Source organism: Duganella sp. 1224, assembly GCF_013408245.1.
Taxonomy (GTDB): Bacteria; Pseudomonadota; Gammaproteobacteria; order Burkholderiales; family Burkholderiaceae_D; genus Rugamonas.
Genome location: NZ_JACBYS010000002.1, coordinates 821,771 through 838,034, shown reverse-complemented (window position 1 = coordinate 838,034; position 16,264 = coordinate 821,771). Strand labels below are relative to the sequence as shown.

Annotated in this window: 18 protein-coding genes; 10 read left to right on the top strand and 8 right to left on the bottom strand. The window is 64.7% G+C overall.

Annotated features, from left to right (window positions below; translation table 11 throughout):
• The 5 genes from hutG to FHW58_RS15780 all read left to right on the top strand — a co-directional run bounded on the left by hutG (position 1) and on the right by FHW58_RS15780 (position 5,617).
• Positions 1-786, top strand: a complete 786-nt coding sequence (gene hutG, locus FHW58_RS15800) for an N-formylglutamate deformylase (protein ID WP_179674069.1) — start codon at positions 1-3, stop codon at positions 784-786.
• The gene (locus FHW58_RS15795) at positions 783-2,159 is read left to right on the top strand and encodes a formimidoylglutamate deiminase (protein WP_179674068.1); all 1,377 of its coding nucleotides are present in this window, start codon (positions 783-785) and stop codon (positions 2,157-2,159) included. Before hutG ends, FHW58_RS15795 begins: the two co-directional genes overlap by 4 nt.
• A complete protein-coding gene (locus tag FHW58_RS15790; protein WP_179674067.1) occupies positions 2,156-2,734 on the top strand; it encodes a HutD family protein in 579 nt (192 codons plus the stop codon). The genes FHW58_RS15795 and FHW58_RS15790 overlap by 4 nt, the downstream gene beginning before the upstream one ends.
• An 11-nt stretch (positions 2,735-2,745) precedes the next feature.
• Entirely contained in the window at positions 2,746-3,966 is a 1,221-nt protein-coding gene (hutI, locus tag FHW58_RS15785) for an imidazolonepropionase (protein ID WP_179674066.1), read from the top strand.
• A gap of 61 nt (positions 3,967-4,027) precedes the next feature.
• On the top strand, positions 4,028-5,617 hold the full coding sequence (locus FHW58_RS15780; RefSeq protein WP_373996683.1) for a glycine betaine ABC transporter substrate-binding protein: 1,590 nt from the start codon (positions 4,028-4,030) through the stop codon (positions 5,615-5,617).
• Positions 5,618-5,756: 139 nt separating this feature from the next.
• Here FHW58_RS15780 and FHW58_RS15775 read toward each other — a convergent pair whose 3' ends face one another.
• Positions 5,757-6,248 carry a GNAT family N-acetyltransferase gene (locus FHW58_RS15775; protein ID WP_179674065.1) on the bottom strand — a complete coding sequence of 164 codons (492 nt, stop codon included), beginning with the start codon at positions 6,246-6,248 and terminating at the stop codon, positions 5,757-5,759.
• Positions 6,248-7,156 (bottom strand): DMT family transporter, encoded by a 909-nt coding sequence (locus FHW58_RS15770; protein ID WP_179674064.1) that lies wholly within the window; start codon positions 7,154-7,156, stop codon positions 6,248-6,250. The genes FHW58_RS15775 and FHW58_RS15770 overlap by 1 nt, the downstream gene beginning before the upstream one ends.
• Before the next feature lie 167 nt (positions 7,157-7,323).
• Here FHW58_RS15770 and FHW58_RS27725 point away from each other — a divergent pair, with 167 nt between their 5' ends.
• Positions 7,324-7,458: a hypothetical protein gene (locus FHW58_RS27725; RefSeq protein ID WP_255484675.1), complete on the top strand. Its 135-nt coding sequence runs from the start codon at positions 7,324-7,326 to the stop codon at positions 7,456-7,458.
• Between the two features lies 1 nt (position 7,459).
• Here FHW58_RS27725 and FHW58_RS15765 read toward each other — a convergent pair whose 3' ends face one another.
• Positions 7,460-7,897 (bottom strand): DUF962 domain-containing protein, encoded by a 438-nt coding sequence (locus FHW58_RS15765; RefSeq protein WP_179674063.1) that lies wholly within the window; start codon positions 7,895-7,897, stop codon positions 7,460-7,462.
• A 77-nt stretch (positions 7,898-7,974) separates the two neighbouring features.
• Here FHW58_RS15765 and FHW58_RS15760 point away from each other — a divergent pair, with 77 nt between their 5' ends.
• From FHW58_RS15760 to FHW58_RS15750, 3 genes are read left to right on the top strand one after another with little or no spacing between them, the layout of a single operon-like run.
• A complete protein-coding gene (locus FHW58_RS15760; protein WP_373996693.1) occupies positions 7,975-8,109 on the top strand; it encodes a hypothetical protein in 135 nt (44 codons plus the stop codon).
• A gap of 44 nt (positions 8,110-8,153) precedes the next feature.
• Positions 8,154-8,651, top strand: coding sequence for a DNA-deoxyinosine glycosylase (locus tag FHW58_RS15755; RefSeq protein ID WP_373996692.1), 498 nt, complete (start codon positions 8,154-8,156; stop codon positions 8,649-8,651).
• Positions 8,648-9,298 (top strand): hypothetical protein, encoded by a 651-nt coding sequence (locus FHW58_RS15750; RefSeq protein WP_179674061.1) that lies wholly within the window; start codon positions 8,648-8,650, stop codon positions 9,296-9,298. Before FHW58_RS15755 ends, FHW58_RS15750 begins: the two co-directional genes overlap by 4 nt.
• A gap of 56 nt (positions 9,299-9,354) precedes the next feature.
• On the opposite strand, the gene FHW58_RS15745 is transcribed toward FHW58_RS15750, so the two are convergent.
• Positions 9,355-10,101, bottom strand: a complete 747-nt coding sequence (locus tag FHW58_RS15745) for a DUF1828 domain-containing protein (RefSeq protein ID WP_179674060.1) — start codon at positions 10,099-10,101, stop codon at positions 9,355-9,357.
• Positions 10,095-10,544 carry a hypothetical protein gene (locus FHW58_RS15740; protein WP_179674059.1) on the bottom strand — a complete coding sequence of 150 codons (450 nt, stop codon included), beginning with the start codon at positions 10,542-10,544 and terminating at the stop codon, positions 10,095-10,097. Before FHW58_RS15740 ends, FHW58_RS15745 begins: the two co-directional genes overlap by 7 nt.
• 71 nt (positions 10,545-10,615) lie before the next feature.
• Between FHW58_RS15740 and FHW58_RS15735 the strand changes: the two genes are divergently transcribed.
• Positions 10,616-11,011 carry a DNA-deoxyinosine glycosylase gene (locus FHW58_RS15735; protein WP_373996691.1) on the top strand — a complete coding sequence of 132 codons (396 nt, stop codon included), beginning with the start codon at positions 10,616-10,618 and terminating at the stop codon, positions 11,009-11,011.
• Between the two features lie 6 nt (positions 11,012-11,017).
• Here the strand turns inward: FHW58_RS15735 and FHW58_RS15730 are convergent, their stop codons facing one another.
• From FHW58_RS15730 to FHW58_RS15720, 3 genes are all read right to left on the bottom strand, one after another.
• Positions 11,018-13,624, bottom strand: coding sequence for a quinoprotein amine dehydrogenase (locus tag FHW58_RS15730; protein ID WP_179674058.1), 2,607 nt, complete (start codon positions 13,622-13,624; stop codon positions 11,018-11,020).
• Between the two features lie 147 nt (positions 13,625-13,771).
• Positions 13,772-14,953: a tetratricopeptide repeat protein gene (locus FHW58_RS15725; RefSeq protein WP_179674057.1), complete on the bottom strand. Its 1,182-nt coding sequence runs from the start codon at positions 14,951-14,953 to the stop codon at positions 13,772-13,774.
• Between the two features lie 118 nt (positions 14,954-15,071).
• Positions 15,072-16,259 carry a DUF2863 family protein gene (locus tag FHW58_RS15720; protein ID WP_179674056.1) on the bottom strand — a complete coding sequence of 396 codons (1,188 nt, stop codon included), beginning with the start codon at positions 16,257-16,259 and terminating at the stop codon, positions 15,072-15,074.
• Between the last annotated feature and the right edge of the window lie 5 nt (positions 16,260-16,264).

The window sequence follows — 16,264 nt, the reverse complement described above, 5'->3', positions numbered from 1 at the left end:
ATGGATTATCAGTTCAAAGCAGGCGGTATTCCCTTGCTGGTGTCCATGCCGCACGTGGGCACCGATATCCCAGACGACGTACTGGCGACGATGACGCCAGCCGCCGTCGACAAGCAGGACACCGACTGGCACCTGGTGCGCCTGTATGAATTCCTCGGCGAGATGGGCGCCTCGGTGCTGTCGGCGCGCTGGTCGCGTTACGTCATCGATTTGAACCGGCCACCGGAGAACACCAATCTGTATCCGGGGCAGGACACCACTGGCCTGTGCCCGGTGGATACCTTCCACCGCGAGCCGCTGTATCTGGACGGCCGCGCGCCGGACCAGGCCGAGGTGCGGCGGCGCCTGGCGGCGTACTGGAAACCGTATCACGACCAGCTGCGCGCGGAGCTGGACCGGCTGCTGGCGCTGCACGGCCGCGTGGTGCTGTGGGACGCGCATTCGATCGCCTCGCATGTGCCGCGCTTCTTCGAGGGCAAGCTGCCGGACCTGAACTTCGGCACGGCGGACGGCAAGAGCTGCGACGCGGGCCTGAGCGACGCCGTCGTTGCGCGTGCCGAGGGGGGCGGCTACACCATCGCTGTCAACGGCCGCTTCAAGGGCGGGTATATCACGCGTTGCTACGGCCAGCCGGCGGCCGGCGTGCATGCCATCCAGCTGGAGATGTGCCAATCGACCTACATGGATGAGGAAGCGCCGTATGGTTATCGCGCCGATCTGGCCGCGCGGGTGCGGCAGCCACTGCGCGACATGGTGCAAGCCGCCGCCGACTGGGTGCGCGCATGAGCGGGCTGTTCGCGCGCCACGCGCTGCTGCCCGAAGGCTGGGCCAACGATGTGCTGATCGAATGGGACGACGGCGGCGCGATTACGGCGGTGACACCCGGCGCGGCCGCGCAGTCGGCCGGCCCGGGCGCCATCGCCAGCGTCGGGTATGCGCTGCCGGGCATGATCAACCTGCACTCGCACAGCTTCCAGCGCGCGCTCGGCGGCCGCACCGAAAAGGCTGGCGACAGCGAGGACAGCTTCTGGACCTGGCGCGACCTGATGTACCGCTTCGCGCGCAACATCACGCCCGAGCATATCGAAGCCATCGCCGCGCAGCTGTTCAGCGAATGTCTGCGCCACGGCTACACCTCGCTGTGCGAATTCCATTATGTGCAGCGCACGCCGGACGGCGCCATGTACCCGCGTCCGGCTGAAACGGCGGAGCGCGTCATTGCCGCCGCACGGTTGGCCGGAATCGGCATCACCATGCTGCCGGTGTTGTATAGTTATTCCGGCTTTGGCGAAAAGGCGCTGAAACCGGAACAGCAGCGTTTCCGCACGGACGCGCAAGACGTGTTGCGCATTGTGGAAGCGCTGGCGCCGCAACGTGACGCGCAGGTCGAAGTTGGCGTGGCGCCGCATTCGCTGCGCGCGGCGTCGGTGGCGCAGATCAGGGAGGTGCTGACGGCCTTGCCGGCGGCGCGCCCGGTGCACATCCACATCGCCGAGCAGCAGGGCGAAGTGCTGCAATCGCTGGACTGGAGCGGACGCCGCCCGGTGCAATGGCTGCTGGAGCAGGTGGAGGTGGACGCGCGCTGGTGCCTGATCCACGCCACGCACCTGAGCGAGGAGGAGGTCAGCGGCATCGCCCGCAGCGGCGCGGTGGCCGGCCTGTGCCCGACCACGGAGGCCAATCTCGGCGACGGCCTGTTTCCGCTGGCGTCGTTCGTGGCGCAGGGCGGCCGCTTTGGCATCGGCAGCGACAGCCACGTGTCGCAAAGCGCGGTGGAAGAGCTGCGCTGGCTGGAATATGGACAGCGCCTGCAGCACCAGCGCCGCAATATCGCGGTGTCGGACGCGCAGCGCAACGTGGGCGATTTCCTGTGGCAGCGCGCCTTGCAGGGCGGCGCGCAGGCGGCGGGACGGCCGGTGGGTGCGCTGGCGCCGGGCCATCGCGCGGACATCGTGGTGCTGGATGACGCGCATCCGAACATGTTTGGGTTGGCGCTGGACGAGGTACTCGGCAGCTTTGTCTTCAGCGGCAACGACAATCTGGTCAAGGACGTGATGGTCGGCGGCCAGTGGGTAGTGCGCAATCAGCAGCACGTGGCGCAGCAGGCAATTGCCGCGCGTTTCAAGCAGACCTTGGCCGAACTGAGGGAGTTCCGATGACCCAGCTGATCCAGTATGCAAGCCTGCGTTCCGCGCCGTGGAAAAACGGCGGCGGCAGCACCACGGAAATCGCCGTCTCGCCGGCCGGCGCCACGCTCGACGACTTCGAGTGGCGCGTCAGCCTGGCCACCATCGCGCAGGATGGCCCGTTCTCTTCCTTCCCCGGCATCGACCGCTCGCTGGCGCTGGTGGACGGCGACGGCGTGCTGCTGGACTTTGGCGACGAGCGCTTTGTGCTCAGCCCCAGCGAGCCGGTGATCGAATTCGCCGGCGAGGACACGCTGCACGCCACCGTCACCGGCCAGCACACCACCGATTTCAACGTGATGACGCGCCGTGGCCTGTGCCGCCACCGGCTGGAGCTGCGCGCCGTGCGCGGCACCGAGACGCTCAAGCGCCGCAGCGGCACCACGGTGTTGTTCCTGGCCGAAGGCGAGAGCCTGACCCTGAGCAGCGCGCGCGAACGCATCGCCATGGTCCGCTACGACACGCTGGTGATGACGGACGCCGAGCAGGAATGGACGCTGGAAGCGCAACAGGCCACCGTGCTGGTGGCCGACATCATTCGCAATTAAGAAAGCAAAGCATGTGGGACGTGTTGTTTACGAATGTCCATCTGGCCACGATGGCCGATGGTGACGGTGCTTATGGCGAGGTGCGCGACGCCGCCATCGCCGTCAAGGATGGCCGCATCGCATGGCTGGGACCTCGGGCCGCGCTGCCGCAAGGCGCGCAAGCGGCGACGGTGCACGACGGCGGCGGTAGCTGGCTGACGCCGGGCCTGATCGACTGCCACACCCACATCGTCCACGCCGGCAACCGCAGCGACGAATTCGAGGCGCGCCTGAACGGCGCCACCTATGATGACATCGCCCGCGCCGGCGGCGGCATCATGTCCACCGTGCGTGCCACGCGCGCGGCGTCGGAGGACGACTTGCTGCGCGAAAGCCTGCCACGCGTGCGCAGCCTGCTGGCGGAAGGCGTGACCACCATCGAGATCAAATCCGGCTACGGCCTGACGCTGGCGTCGGAGGCGAAGATGCTGCGCGCCGCCCGGCGCATCGGCCGCGAACTGCCGGTGCGCGTGGCCACCACCTTCCTTGGCGCGCACGCCTTGCCGCCGGAGTTCGCCGGCCGCGCGGACGATTATGTCGATGAAGTCTGCACGATGATTGCGCCGCTGGTGGCTGAAGGGCTGGTCGACGCGGTCGATGCGTTCTGCGAACGCATCGGTTTTTCACACGAGCAGACGGAGCGCGTGTTCCAGGCCGCGCGGGCGCAAGGCCTGCCGGTCAAGCTGCACGCGGAGCAGTTGTCCGACCAGCGCGGCGCGGCGCTGACGGCGCGTTACCAAGGCTTGTCGGCCGACCATCTGGAGCACCTGGGCGCGGACGGCGTCGTGGCCATGGCGGCCGCCGGCACGGTGGCGGTACTGCTGCCGGGCGCCTATTACTTCCTGCGCGACACCACGCCGCCGCCGGTGGCGGCGCTGCGCGAAGCCGGCGTGGCGATGGCGGTGGCCACTGACTGCAATCCTGGCACCTCGCCCATGACATCGCTGCTGCTGGCGATGAACATGGCCTGCACCTTGTGGCGCCTGACGCCGAGCGAGGCATTGGCCGGCGTCACGCGCCACGCCGCCTCCGCGCTGGGACTGCGGGACGATATCGGCACGCTGGAAGTGGGCAAGCGCGCCGACTTCGCGCTGTGGCGCATTGCGCGTCCGGCCGATCTGTCCTACGCCATCGGGCTGAATCCTTGCCGCGGCGTCGTCAACGCCGGCATCCTGCGCTCTCCAGCGGTGTAAAAATCTGTTTGCTTCCTTGTGCTTTCGGTTACATTATCCGAATGTCATTGAAGGAAGCTGTATGTATGCGTTGAATTTCGTGCGTGCCGCCGTCCTGGCGTTACTGTGCACTGGTCAGGTGGCGATGGCGGCGGGCGATACGCTGCATATCGGTTCCAAGCGGTTTACCGAGTCGTATATCCTGGGCGAGATATTGAAGGAGACGGCGGCGCCGCATGCGAAGGTCGAGCATCTGCAGGGCCTGGGCAATACGGCGATCGTGCTGGCGGCGTTGCAGGCCGGGCGCATTGATGTCTATCCCGAGTATGTGGGGACGCTGGATCTGGAGATTCTCAAGCATGACCAGCCGGCCTCCCTGGAGCAGATGCGCAAGGAGCTGGCGGCGATGGGCCTGGGCGTGGCGGTGCCGCTGGGCTTCAATAATACCTATGCGCTGGCGATGCGCGGTGACGCGGACGCGCCGCACAAGCTGAGCGAACTGGCGGGACGGCCCAAATTGCGGTTTGGGTTGTCGCATGAGTTCATCGGCCGCGCGGACGGCTGGCGGGGACTGGCGGCGCGCTATGGCCTGACGCAGCGTCCGGAGGGGCTAGACCACGGCATCGCGTATGAGGCGCTGCGGCGCGAGCAGGTCGATGTGATCGATATTTATTCGACCGAGGCGCGTATCAGCCAGTACGGCTTGCGGGTGCTGGAGGATGATCGCGCATTCTTCCCGCGCTATGACGCGGTGCTGCTGTACCGGCTCGACGCCGCGCGGCGTTTTCCGGCGGCGTGGAAGGCGATCAGCCAGCTGGAAGGGCGCATCAGCGAGAAGGACATGATTGCGATGAATGCGGCGGCGGAGATCGATGGTCAGAGCTTCGCGCGCGTGGCGCACGACTGGCTGGCGGCGCATCCGTTGCCGGCCGAGGGCACCACCGTCGCCGCCACCACCGCCACCGCCGCGGATCCCGCTGCGTCAGCGCGAGCGCGCGCGCGCGCAGACGCAGCTGCGCCGCACCGCGCGGGGCTGCTGAGCAAAATCTTCGACCAGGACCTGGGCCGCATGACGCGTCAGCACCTGACGCTGGTGCTGCTGTCGGTGGCACTGGCGTGCGTGATCGGCATTCCGCTAGGCGTGCTGGCGGCGTCGCTGCCGCGGTTGCGGCAGGTGGTGCTGGGGCTGGCCGGCGTGCTGCAGACCATCCCGTCGCTGGCGTTGCTGGCGCTACTGATTCCCTTGCTGGGCGCCATCGGCACCGTGCCGGCGCTGGTGGCGCTGGTGGTGTACGCGCTGTTGCCGATCGTCCGCAACACCTGCACCGGCCTGCTGCAGGTGCCGGCGGGCCTGAAGCTGGCGGCGCAGGCGCTGGGCCTGCGGCCGATGCAGCGCCTGGTGCATGTCGATTTGCCACTGGCGCTGCCGGTCATTCTTGCCGGAGTGAAAACAGCGGCGGTGTTCAGCGTGGGCACGGCCACCATCGCCGCCTTCATCGGCGCCGGCGGTTATGGCGAGCGCATCACCATCGGCCTGGCGCTGAACGACAACGACATGCTGCTGGCCGGCGCCATTCCGGCGGCGCTGTTGGCCTTGCTGACCCAGGGGATGTTCGAACTGCTGGAACGGGTGGTGACGAACAGGCATCGCGTTTCTGTAAAGCGTATGTAAGCGTCTTTCACCCGTCGTAATGATTTGTAAGGGCAGCGGCGCGCGCGCAGCAGCGGCGCTATAGTGAACCCGTTGATTCAATCTCCCTCCCACTGACAACGGGTTCTCCCATCCGGCGGCGGCGCCGGGTGGGAATTTTTTATGCTTGCGCCGACAATTGCGCCAGCGCGTCGCCGGTGACGCGGCAGATGCGCCAGTCCGGCATCACCGTCGCGCCCATGCCCTCGTAGAACTTGATGGCGTTGGCGTTCCAGTCCAGCACCGACCACTCGAAGCGGCCGCAGTCGCGCTCCACCGCCAGTTGCGCCAGCGCCACCAGCATCTGCTTGCCATAGCCCTTGCCGCGATGCGATTGCTGCACGTACAAGTCCTCTAGGTACAGGCCCTTCTTGCACAGGAAGGTGGAAAAATTATGGAAGAACAGCGCGAACGTCACCACCTCGCCGCCGGTTTCGCCGACCAGCGCCTCGCACACCGGCTTCTCGCAGAACAGGCTGTCGTGCAGCATCGCTTCGTTGGCCACCACCATGTGCTCCAGCTTTTCAAATACGGCCAGTTCGAAAATCATGCTGAAGATGGCGGGGATGTCGGCCGGCGTGGCCGGGCGGATGGTCAGTTCGGAAGTACTCATCAGGTGTTGGCAGTAGTGGAAGAATTCGGTTGCAGCGCCCAGGCCACGCTCGACAGGCAGAGTACCATGCCGATCCATTCGATGGCACCGGGGCGGTAATGTTCAAGCTGGATCGACAACAGCACGGAGATGACCGGCGTGACGACGCCGATGTAGACCGCCTTGTCCGAGCCGATGCGGTGGATCAGCGTGAAATAGGCGGCAAAAGCGATGACCGAGCCCAGCAGCGATAGCCACAGCAGGCCGCCGTAGTATCTGGCCGTCGTCGGCAGGCCGAAGTGCTGGCCGCTGACGACCACCCACAGTGCCACCAGCAGCGTGCCCCACAGCATCGACCAGGCCATGGTCAGCAGCACATTGTCGGACTGCTCGCGCACCTTGACCACCACCACGTTGCCAACCGAACTGGCCAGCGTGGCGGTGACCGCCAGCATCAGGCCCAGCAGGAAGTGGCCGTTGCCGCCGGCGCGCAGTTCGCGCCAGGCGTCGGCGATGGAATGGAAGAACAGCAGCGTGATGCCGCAGATGGCGACGCCGCCGGCGGCCCAGGTGCGCCAGCCCAGCGCGCTGCCAAAGGCGATGCGGTTGAAAATCGGATTCCAGAACACCATCAGCGCGAACAGCACCGCCACCACGCCGGACACCAGGTATTGCTCCGAGGTGTAGGTGCAGATATAGCTGACGGCAAAGGTGGCGGCGCCCTGCAGCAGCATCCAGCGCTGCGCGCGCCAGGGCAGCAACAGGCGGTCGCCGCGCGCCGCGCACCAGGCGAACAGCACGGCCGAGGCCAGCGCGAAACGGTAGACGACGGACACCGCCGGCGCCACCTCGCCCAGTTGCAGCGTGATCGCGAAGAAGGTCGAGCCCCAGATCAAACAGGCGATGATGAATAACAGTGGAGAGGACATCGAACGAGTATAGCTGGCCGCGCCATATCTTGCCTAGCGGCTAGCATTTTGTTGCGACGCAACAGATCGTGGCCAAAGTTGTATCAGGAGTGTAAATTCAGGTGTGCTGGCCGAAAGACCAAGTATAGTGAAATGACACGTCACATTTACGCCAACCGGAGGGCGCCATGAGCACCGCGCTGCAAATCAAGGTCGTCACGCTGCTGGGCTATGTGGCCCTGAGCACCGCGCTGGTGTTGATGCTGGCGGACGAGGGCACCCAGGGCGCGGCGACGGCGCTGTTCTACGCCCTGTTGCGCTAGTTCAATAGGCGAGGTGCAGGCGGCGGTACAAAAAGCTCAGCACGAACAGCGGGCCGATCAGCAGGAAGCGCAGGTCGTCGAAAAAGGACGGCTTTTTGCCCTCGATCTTGTGGCCGATGAACTGGCCGATCCAGGCCAGCACGAACACGCTTACCGACAGCGGCAGGACGGTCTGCGGCGGCAACGCCGCCAGGATGGACAGCATCACGGCCGCCATCAGCGCCATGCCCAGCGCGAACGGCCGGGACAGGCGGACATAATAGGCCATGGACGCCACCACGGCCGCCAGCGCCGCCAGCGGGTGCAGCGCCCACAGCAAGCCCAGCAGGGTGAACACGATCACCGGCACGCAGACGAAATGAATCAGCTCGTTGGTGGGGTGGAGGTGGCTTTCGCTGTACTTGGCCAGCAGCGTATCGATGGTACGGGGTTGCGCCATGCTTGTCTCCTGCGATTATTGTTTGGGAAATTCTACACCCGAACGTGGCGCCGGCGGCCATCCGCTACAATGCCCGCATGACTTCTTCCGCCCTGACCGGCCTGGCGCCGGTGCTCGACGCGCAGACGCGCATTCTGATACTTGGCAGTTTTCCCGGCGCCGCCTCGCTGGCTGCGCAGCAGTACTACGCGCATCCGCGCAACCGTTGCTAGCGTAGTAGAATCTAAATATGTCTTTAGCACATCAGAACCAGCTTATTCGAAAGCGTTCTTTTGATCCGGTGGTTGACGGAAATACTCGCCTACTTGTGTTAGGTAGTCTTCCTGGCGATAAGTCATTAGCGGCTCAAGAATATTATGGGAATCGGCAGAATAAATTTTGGACGTTGATGTCGTCGGTGATCGGCATTGAGCTGGTGCCGCTTGAATACGGCGCACGCTTGCAATCTTTGCTGGAGCATAGCGTTGGCCTATGGGACGTTGTAGCCGAAGCACATCGTCCCGGTAGTTTGGACAGCAATATTCAAGACAGGCAAAATAATGATTTATTGGGGTTGCTTGCTCGCTTCCCCAGCGTCCAAGCCATCGCATTTAATGGCGGGACTGCTGCAAAGCTTGGTATGAAAGTGCTAGGGGAACATCTCTCGCGATACGAGGTTTTTATTTTGCCATCGAGCAGTCCTGCGTACACCTTAGCTTATTCTGAAAAGCTAGCGAAGTGGAAATTGTTGGCTTATGTATTGGAGGGATTATGAAAAAATCGCCCCCAATTCATGAATTCTTTGCTGCACCTCTTTATACGTATGGAAATGCGCTGATCAATTGGCAAGGGCAGCCCACGCAAGATCTCACGGTATATGCACATAATTATCGCAGAGCTGCTATGTGTCTTGTGTCGATGTACCAACAACGCATACACGGCACTATTGATGAAGGAGCTCTTCCGATTTTGTTCCTTTATCGTCACGCGATCGAGCTATATCTTAAAGCGATCGTCTACAAGGCTGCCGTGGTGACAATCAACGAGATGGAGTTAAAAGCAGCGTTGCCCAAACTATGGCGGGAGCACTCGTTGCTGGCTTTGGCTGAGATGGCCAAACCGATTATTAGCGTCAATTCAGGCGAGTTGCTGGCAATGAATGGGGAGTTGGATCGCCGGATACTGGATATTGCATCCAGGATTGATGCAGTTGATTCTGGCTCATATACTTTTCGATATCCTGTTAATTCGCGTGGAACCGGAGCGATCCCGTACCTGTTTATGACAAATGTTTTTGTCTTTTCACGTGAAGTCGAAGGCATGTTGGACGATATGGCTCAGTTTTGCCGTCACTTGGAGAGCAAAAGAATTGAATCATCCGGTCAAATTAAGCTTGCGCTGCATGGCCTTCACACGACATAGAAAACCTCTAGGCCATGAGGTAATACGTTGTAGTAAACATTGAGCGCGGAGCGTGCTTAGTGCAAAGGCTTAACCAGAGCTGAGAAAGGTTGTGCTCGAACCAGCGAGGCTAGTATTCCAATTTCACTCTCTGCTTTGTGGGGATCGGTTCGATCATCCACAATGATTAATGGAGAGTAGGTTTCAGCAAAAGGCCCGTTCAACACATCTCCAACTTTGCGCATCGCCCCGCCCGTCGCTTGCGGACTCGGGGAAATGACGTCGATGACTTCATTACCGTGTTCGAAGTCAAAAATGTGGTCAACCGCTGATGCTCCGCGAACATGTACACGACGCTTGACCTTGACCGAGGGATTGCGAGCTAAAATATACGGCTCAGCTTCCGCAAGAAGATCATGCTCAACAGCCGAATCATTCATCTGTCCTCTAGCCCACTGTGCTACGGCCAAAAGTGCAGTAACACTGCGCGCAAAATTCCATGCTGCATTCTTGTTTTGGGTAAGTAGTTTGAAGTCTCCCTCATCCCCCAAAGTGAGGCCGTGGGGCATGACGAGGTCCCGCAAAGCGCGAACTTTTGCATGGTGAGTCAGGTCGAGACCCAATGCGCTCAAGTGCGCAAATGTGTCGCCATTATCGCTGATCTTCAAGTGGCCATCGCCAGCCTGGATAATGTAAAGGATAATTGCTGCATCATCGGGCAGACTGAAAGGAGTTCCAATCCGCAGCCCAAGCTCGCCCCGTATGCCCCGTACGGGCTTGCAGTCGTATCGGGTAAGCGTCTGCGCCCATTCGCAGTTCAGCATGGTTGCTCCAGATCGAAAGGATCAATATTCGTTCGCGACAGAAACCAATCAACAAGACCCTGCCAATTTCCACAGTCTACGCCAATCTTACGAACAGGGCGAACTTCCCCATGGGGCATGTGCTCATGTGGGCCATAGATCACCTCTATGCCATTGTGGCTGAGCTTGTCCTGGGGGCAGACCTCAAGCTGGTAAGCTCGATGACGTCTAGCGCCTAGGCGTTGAAAGATCGATAAAATGATGAGGCAGTCATCGACAACGGTTGGAATGCGCAACTCGATTTGCAACGTCATTCCAGGAATTGCAATTTCGCTGTCGTCAAACAATACCGCCGTGCCAACTAGCAGTCCGCGATGGTTATCTTTGGGACGAAAACCTGACCAGTTTTTTGCAGTCTTCTTGTTTTGCAGGAGCTGTGCAACCTTGTCTGCGTCAAAGTGCATTTGCATGTCTGCCTATCGAGATTTGTTTTTTTACCAAGTCTAGCTCAAGCAGATATATCAGTCGACACGAAATTTCTGTGGCGTGTCAAATTAACCAAAACATCAATCATCTGTGGCCGATCCTGTCGGCGTTGACCGGCGAACCGCTGGCCGACTTGCCCTATGCCGAGCGCTTGCCGCGCTTGCTGGCGCATGGCATCGGGCTGTGGGATGTGCTGGGCGCGTGCGAGCGCGAGGGCAGCCTGGACTCGGCGATCCGCAAGCCGGCCGCCAATGATTTCGCGCGCCTGCGCGAACTGTGCCCGCGGCTGCACACGGTGGGCTTCAACGGCCAGACCTCCGGCAAGTTCGCGCCGCAGTTTGCCGCCGCGGGCTACCGCACCGTGGTGCTGCCGTCGACGTCGCCCGCCCATGCCGCCATGTCCTTCGCGCAGAAGCTGGCGGCGTGGCGGGCATTGGGGCGTTGACGGCGCTTACGGGCCGATCGGCAGGAAGCTGAGGGTGCCGTCTTCGGTGATGCCGGCCAGGATCCAGCCGTCGCCGGAGGCGGCCAGCTGGCGTGGCAGCAGGGCCTTGCCGGCGCTGTTGAGCTTGTATTGCTGGATCAGGCGGGCGCCGGTGCTGTCGTACAGGTAGACGTCGTTGGTGTTGCCGCGCGCGGCGCCGGCGCAGACGATGCGGCCGTCCAGCAGCACCGCCACGTTGTTGGGGACGGCGTCGCCGATGGCCAGGTAGCCGAGGATGCCGAGGTTGCTGCCATCCATGATGGTGCACGATTTGGGCGTGCCGGCGGCGTAGATCAGGCGGCTGCCGTCGGCGTTGACCCACAGGTCCTGGCCTTGCGTGCCGGGGCTGGCGTGGCTGGCGTTGGCCAGTTTGGCGGCGAACAGCGTGCCGCCGGCCAGCGCCGCGTAGTCGACGCTGACGGTGGTGTGCTGGACGGTGGCGGCGCCCTCGCTCTGCTGCACCACGTGCTTGCCGTCGGCGCTGGCGGCCAGCGTGCCGCCGCTCAGCGGCAGGTTGGCCAGGCGGCTGTTGTTGGCGGTCAGGTACAGCTGGCCGTCGCTGAGCGCCAGCATGCCAACGCCGTTGGGACGGATGGCCTTGATGCGGGTGGCGGCCGTGGCCGCTGCCGCCAGCGGCACCTGGCCGTTGATGTTGCGGGTGGCCAGGTCGACCGTGGTGATGCGGCTGTTATCGATGTCCATCACGTACAGCGTGTCACCGTTGGGGCTGGTGGTCATGTCGCCGAGCCTGATCGAGAAGCCGGTGATGCTGGCTTCCTTCTGGCCGGTGTACAGATTGTAGACGTCGATGTAGGCGCCGCCGTTGTGCGCGTAGGCGTATGGCCGCAACGGGTCGGTGATCACGGTGGTGTAGGGCAGCGAAGTGCTGACGGTGGCGCCGGGCGCGGCCGCCCCCTTCCACAAGGCCACGCGGATCGGCTCCGGCGCTGTCGCGTCCGGATCGGAAGGCGTCAGCGTGATGGTGCCGGTGACCAGGGTGTCGGCCAGCTGCTGGCTCGGGTCGACGGTCAGCGTCAGCTGGTTGCCGCTGACGGCGACCACCAGCCAGGCCTGGTCGCTGGTGGCGCTCATGCCGCCGAAGGCGTTGAAGTTGTCGCTGACGGTGATGGTGCGGCGGACCACGTTCCAGGTCGGCGTGCTGACAAACGCCACGGCGGTGGTGGCCGGCAGCAGCTTGTGCTGATCCTTGTTCATCACCACCTGCAGCAAGGAGCTGACGGTGTCGCCGTTGACCTGGGCCACGACTTCCAGCGCGCCCAGGTTGCGCCCGGCCGGGGCCGCGCCCGGCAGGCCCTTGAAGGTGGTGCTGGCGCCGGCCGCGTTGACCGTGCCGCCGGCGCTGCTGGCGCTGACCCACAGCGGCACGTGGCCAAGTCTCCACGGCCAGCTGTTGGTGCTGGTGTTGAGCGTCAGCTTGAGCGCTTGGGCGATCTGGGCGGCGCTGAAGTCGCGGCCGTAGGTGCCGCCCAGTGTGATCGTGTCGGTCGAGGTCTGCAGCGTGGCTGGGGTCAGGTTGAGCGTGACCGGCAGCGTGCGGTCGGCCAGGCCGGTGGGCTTGATGGTGATCGAGCCGGGGTAGCTGCCGCTGGCCAGTGTGCCGACCGTCGGATCCACGGTCAGCACGGCGGTGGCCGGGGTGGTGCCGCTGGCTGGCGACACGCCCAGCCATGGCGTGTTGCTGCTGGCGGTCCAGGCGGTGGTGATCTTGTTGTCGGTATCCAGACGCACCACCTGGCTCGGCGCTGGCGCGCCGTTGATGACGGTGAAGGTCAGGCTGTTGTTATCCAGCACCAGCCCGGCCGGCAGCACGGTCAGCGTGGCTGGCAGCGTGATGGTGCTGCCGCCGCTGGTGACGGTGAGGTTGCTGGTGTAGGTGCCGGCGGCCAGGCCGCTGGCGTCGTAGCTGACGCCGAGGCTGGCGTTGCCGCTGCCGCTGGTGGCGCTCAGCTTGAGCCAGCCGGCGCCGCTGGCGGCAGTCCAGCTGCCGCCGCTGGTGATGGCCACCGTCACGCCCGACGGCGCCGCGCCGCCGCTCTGGGCGGTGGCGGTCAGCGGCATGGCCGGCACGGCGGTGAAAGTCGCGCTGCCGGCCGGCTGCACGGTGATGTCGTACGGCAGCGCCACCGGCGAGCCGGGGAACTGGCTGGCGCAGGCGCTGTCGCGGCACAGCCGCACGCTGAAGCTGCCCTTGTAATTGCCGGCCGCCAGCGACGGCGCGGTCTGCAGCACCGCGTGGTACTGGCTGGCGCTGTCCTGCACCAGCTGCATGTTCGGCAGCAGCACGCCGGCGCTGTCGACCACCACGGCGGTGACGCTGGCGTTGGTGAAGTCGCCCGGCCGGGTGACGTTGGCGGTGATGTTGGCGGTCAGCGAGGTGCCGGCCGTGACATTGCCGGTGAACGCGGCCGGGGTGAAGGTGAGGGCGGGGCTGGTGGCCGGCGTGGTGGTGCCGCCGCCGGTGGTGCCGCCGCCACCCCCGCCACCGCCGCCGCAGCCAGCCAGCAGCACGGCAATCAGGAGGGGGGCGGCGTGGGCGGGCCTGAATCTCAGCATGACAAAATCCTTAGGTAGATACAGCTAGCTTGACGTTGCTTAATTTACTTGCAATTGTTGCGCGAACGCAACTGGGTGTCAAGCCAAGCTTGCTCAGCATACCATCGTCATGCGGTGGCGGCGGCCGCGCCGGCGCGCCGTGTGCGGCTATTTTTGCCGCAACTGCGCGGCGTGCGCGCGCAGGCGGTCGAGCTTGGCCGAGTACAGCGCGTGGTCGCTGCGCGTGGTGCTGTTTTCCATCGCCAGCGCCAGGTGGCGGTCGGCCGCGCGCAGATTGCCCAACTGGTAGTTGGCCATCGCCAGCCAGAAGTGCAGCTCGTGGTAATCCGGCACCCGGTCCAGCTCGCGCTCGAACAGCGTGCGCGCGCGCGCGTAGTCGCCCAGCTGCATGGCTTCCTGGCCCTGGGTGAAGAAGTAGAACGGCGGATAGGGCTCGAGTCGCGCCAGCCGGGCGCGCAGCGCGGCCGCCTCTTCCGGCTGGTGGTTGTTGTCCAGCGTCTGCGCCAGATTGGACAGGTAAATGGTGTTGTCCGGCAGCTGGCTGTGCGCGTAGCGCAGCACCTGTTCGGCCTCGGCCGGGTTGCCGTGGTGCTGGTAGATCACGCCCAGCGTGTTGTAGGCGTTGATGAACAGCGGATCCACCTCGGCCGAGCGGCGCGCGGCCCAGTAGGCGTCGTCGACCTGGCCGGCGGCCAGCAGCTCGGCGGCGCGGTTGTTGAGGTACATGGCCAGCACCGTCTGCTCGGTCAGCGGCCGCGCGTTCTCGCGCGCCTTGGGCGGGATCGGGATGAAGTCCACCGTCAGCGAGTTGGCCACGTCCATGGTGGTGGCCATGTAGGGGTTCTGGCCCGCCAGCGGCCGCCCCAGCGACAGGTTGACGTGGTTGCTGGCGAAGTACAGGTTGCCGGCGCGGCTCCATACCTCGTCCACCTGCACCTGCTGGAAGATCACCGGCATCTTCAGCTCGCGCGCCAGCGCGGCGGTCATGATGGCCAGCGACAGGCAGTTGCCGGAGCGCGCGGCGAAGGTTTCGGCGGCGGTGCGGGTCATGGCGGCGTCGTATTCCAGCTGCAGCTTGTCGCGCCGGTACAGGGCGTCGAACAGCACGCGGCGGACGTCGCGGCCGGGGCCGGGCGTGCCGATCTCGTGGCGCACGTAGTCGCGCATGGCCGGCGTCAGCGCGAACACGCTGGCGGTGTCGATCGGCCGGCTGGCCGGCTGGAACAATTGGTCGTGGAACAGTTGCTGCGCCGGCGCCTGATGCGCCGGCTGACTGGCGCAGCCGCCCAGCAAGGCGGCGGCGCACACGAGGATGGCCCATGGTTGCATGACTGTCTCCCTTTGCTGCGGAGCACAAGGCCGGCGCCGCACCAGGCAGCGGAATCTGCGTTCCGCGTGCTGGAAAGTATCCTCGGCTAAACCGGGACTGTCAAACTGGAAAACGCTTTCAGGGCAGCGGATCTTCCGATACCGACATATCGGTGACGCCGAGGCTGGACAAGGCGTCGGCCAGGTCCTCCAGCGCCAGGTCCAGCGCGGCGGCCGGATCGAGCGGCTTGTCGACACTGACCAGCACGGTGTCGCCGTGCGACAGCTGCACCCGCAGCGCCGGCTCGTCGTCGTCGCCGCCGGGCGCGATGACGGCGCGCAGCGCGGCCGGGTCGTGGCCGGCCAGCGCCTGGTTCAGCGTCGACAGCAGGCCCAGCATGTCGTACTCGGCCTGGCCCTGGGCGCGGGCGCCGAAGAACAGGTCCTGGTACAGGAAATTGAGCGTCAGCGCCGGGTTGGCGCCGCGCGCTCGGCCGAGGCAGCGCGCCACCAGCGGCGCATGCTGTTCGGTCCACTTCTGGTAGGCCGCGGCGCGCTTGGCGAAGTAGGCGTCGGCCGCCTTCTCGCCGGCCGGCACCTTGTAGAAGGCGTCGTCGGCGCGCTTCATGGCAAAGCCGAGCAGGAAGCGCAGTTCGACCGCGGTGTCGTCCGGCCCGAAGCTGGTGGCCGACCAGCCGGCCGCCAGGCTGCGCTCCAGCGCCGGCGCGGCGGCGATCTTCTTGTCGGTCAGCGAGTGCGCCGCCTCGCGCACCATGGCCTGCAGCTGGCCGTAGGTGATGCGGGCCATCTCGCTCAGGTCGTAGGCGTGGCTGACCAGCACCACCTGCGCTTTCGGGCTTTCCAGGCCGGCGTCGGTGAAACTGTGCAGCAGGGCCTCGTAGGCGTCGCTGTCCTGGAAGTCGGCCGCCGGGTCGAGGCCGCCCTGGCTGTGGACGAACACCGGGATGGCGAAGGCGTCGATTTCCAGGTCGGGCGCGTTGTCGCGCCGCAGAATCAGGTTGGCGGCGCCTTCCTCGACGGCGTTGCGCAGGTAGCGGTAGCCGTCCAGCGACTCCTCGCGCGCCAGCTCGATGGCGCCGTACAGCACCTCGTTCTTGCCTTGCGCCAGCAGGCGGCGCAGCAGGCGCTGGAAGTCGATGTGCTTCTGCGCCAGCTCCTCGCGGGTGCTGGCGGCCACGATGTCGGCGCCGGCCGATTCGTCGGCCAGGTCCAGCGCCAGGGCGCACAGTTCGGTGGTTTGCTGCTCGTCCTTGAGCTCGGGCGAGTTGGCGGATTTGCGCGGTACCGGGCGCTTGTTCTTGGGCATGCTGG

Bases quoted from the DNA above. Each gene is read 5' to 3' on its own strand.
- hutG (WP_179674069.1), top strand. From the start codon at position 1: ATGGATTATCAGTTCAAAGCAGGCGGTATTCCCTTGCTGGTGTCCATG.
- FHW58_RS15795 (WP_179674068.1), top strand. From the start codon at position 783: ATGAGCGGGCTGTTCGCGCGCCACGCGCTGCTGCCCGAAGGCTGGGCC.
- FHW58_RS15790 (WP_179674067.1), top strand. From the start codon at position 2,156: ATGACCCAGCTGATCCAGTATGCAAGCCTGCGTTCCGCGCCGTGGAAA.
- hutI (WP_179674066.1), top strand. From the start codon at position 2,746: ATGTGGGACGTGTTGTTTACGAATGTCCATCTGGCCACGATGGCCGAT.
- FHW58_RS15780 (WP_373996683.1), top strand. From the start codon at position 4,028: ATGTATGCGTTGAATTTCGTGCGTGCCGCCGTCCTGGCGTTACTGTGC.
- FHW58_RS15775 (WP_179674065.1), bottom strand. From the start codon at position 6,248: ATGAGTACTTCCGAACTGACCATCCGCCCGGCCACGCCGGCCGACATC.
- FHW58_RS15770 (WP_179674064.1), bottom strand. From the start codon at position 7,156: ATGTCCTCTCCACTGTTATTCATCATCGCCTGTTTGATCTGGGGCTCG.
- FHW58_RS27725 (WP_255484675.1), top strand. From the start codon at position 7,324: ATGAGCACCGCGCTGCAAATCAAGGTCGTCACGCTGCTGGGCTATGTG.
- FHW58_RS15765 (WP_179674063.1), bottom strand. From the start codon at position 7,897: ATGGCGCAACCCCGTACCATCGATACGCTGCTGGCCAAGTACAGCGAA.
- FHW58_RS15760 (WP_373996693.1), top strand. From the start codon at position 7,975: ATGACTTCTTCCGCCCTGACCGGCCTGGCGCCGGTGCTCGACGCGCAG.
- FHW58_RS15750 (WP_179674061.1), top strand. From the start codon at position 8,648: ATGAAAAAATCGCCCCCAATTCATGAATTCTTTGCTGCACCTCTTTAT.
- FHW58_RS15745 (WP_179674060.1), bottom strand. From the start codon at position 10,101: ATGCTGAACTGCGAATGGGCGCAGACGCTTACCCGATACGACTGCAAG.
- FHW58_RS15740 (WP_179674059.1), bottom strand. From the start codon at position 10,544: ATGCACTTTGACGCAGACAAGGTTGCACAGCTCCTGCAAAACAAGAAG.
- FHW58_RS15730 (WP_179674058.1), bottom strand. From the start codon at position 13,624: ATGCTGAGATTCAGGCCCGCCCACGCCGCCCCCCTCCTGATTGCCGTG.
- FHW58_RS15725 (WP_179674057.1), bottom strand. From the start codon at position 14,953: ATGCAACCATGGGCCATCCTCGTGTGCGCCGCCGCCTTGCTGGGCGGC.
- FHW58_RS15720 (WP_179674056.1), bottom strand. From the start codon at position 16,259: ATGCCCAAGAACAAGCGCCCGGTACCGCGCAAATCCGCCAACTCGCCC.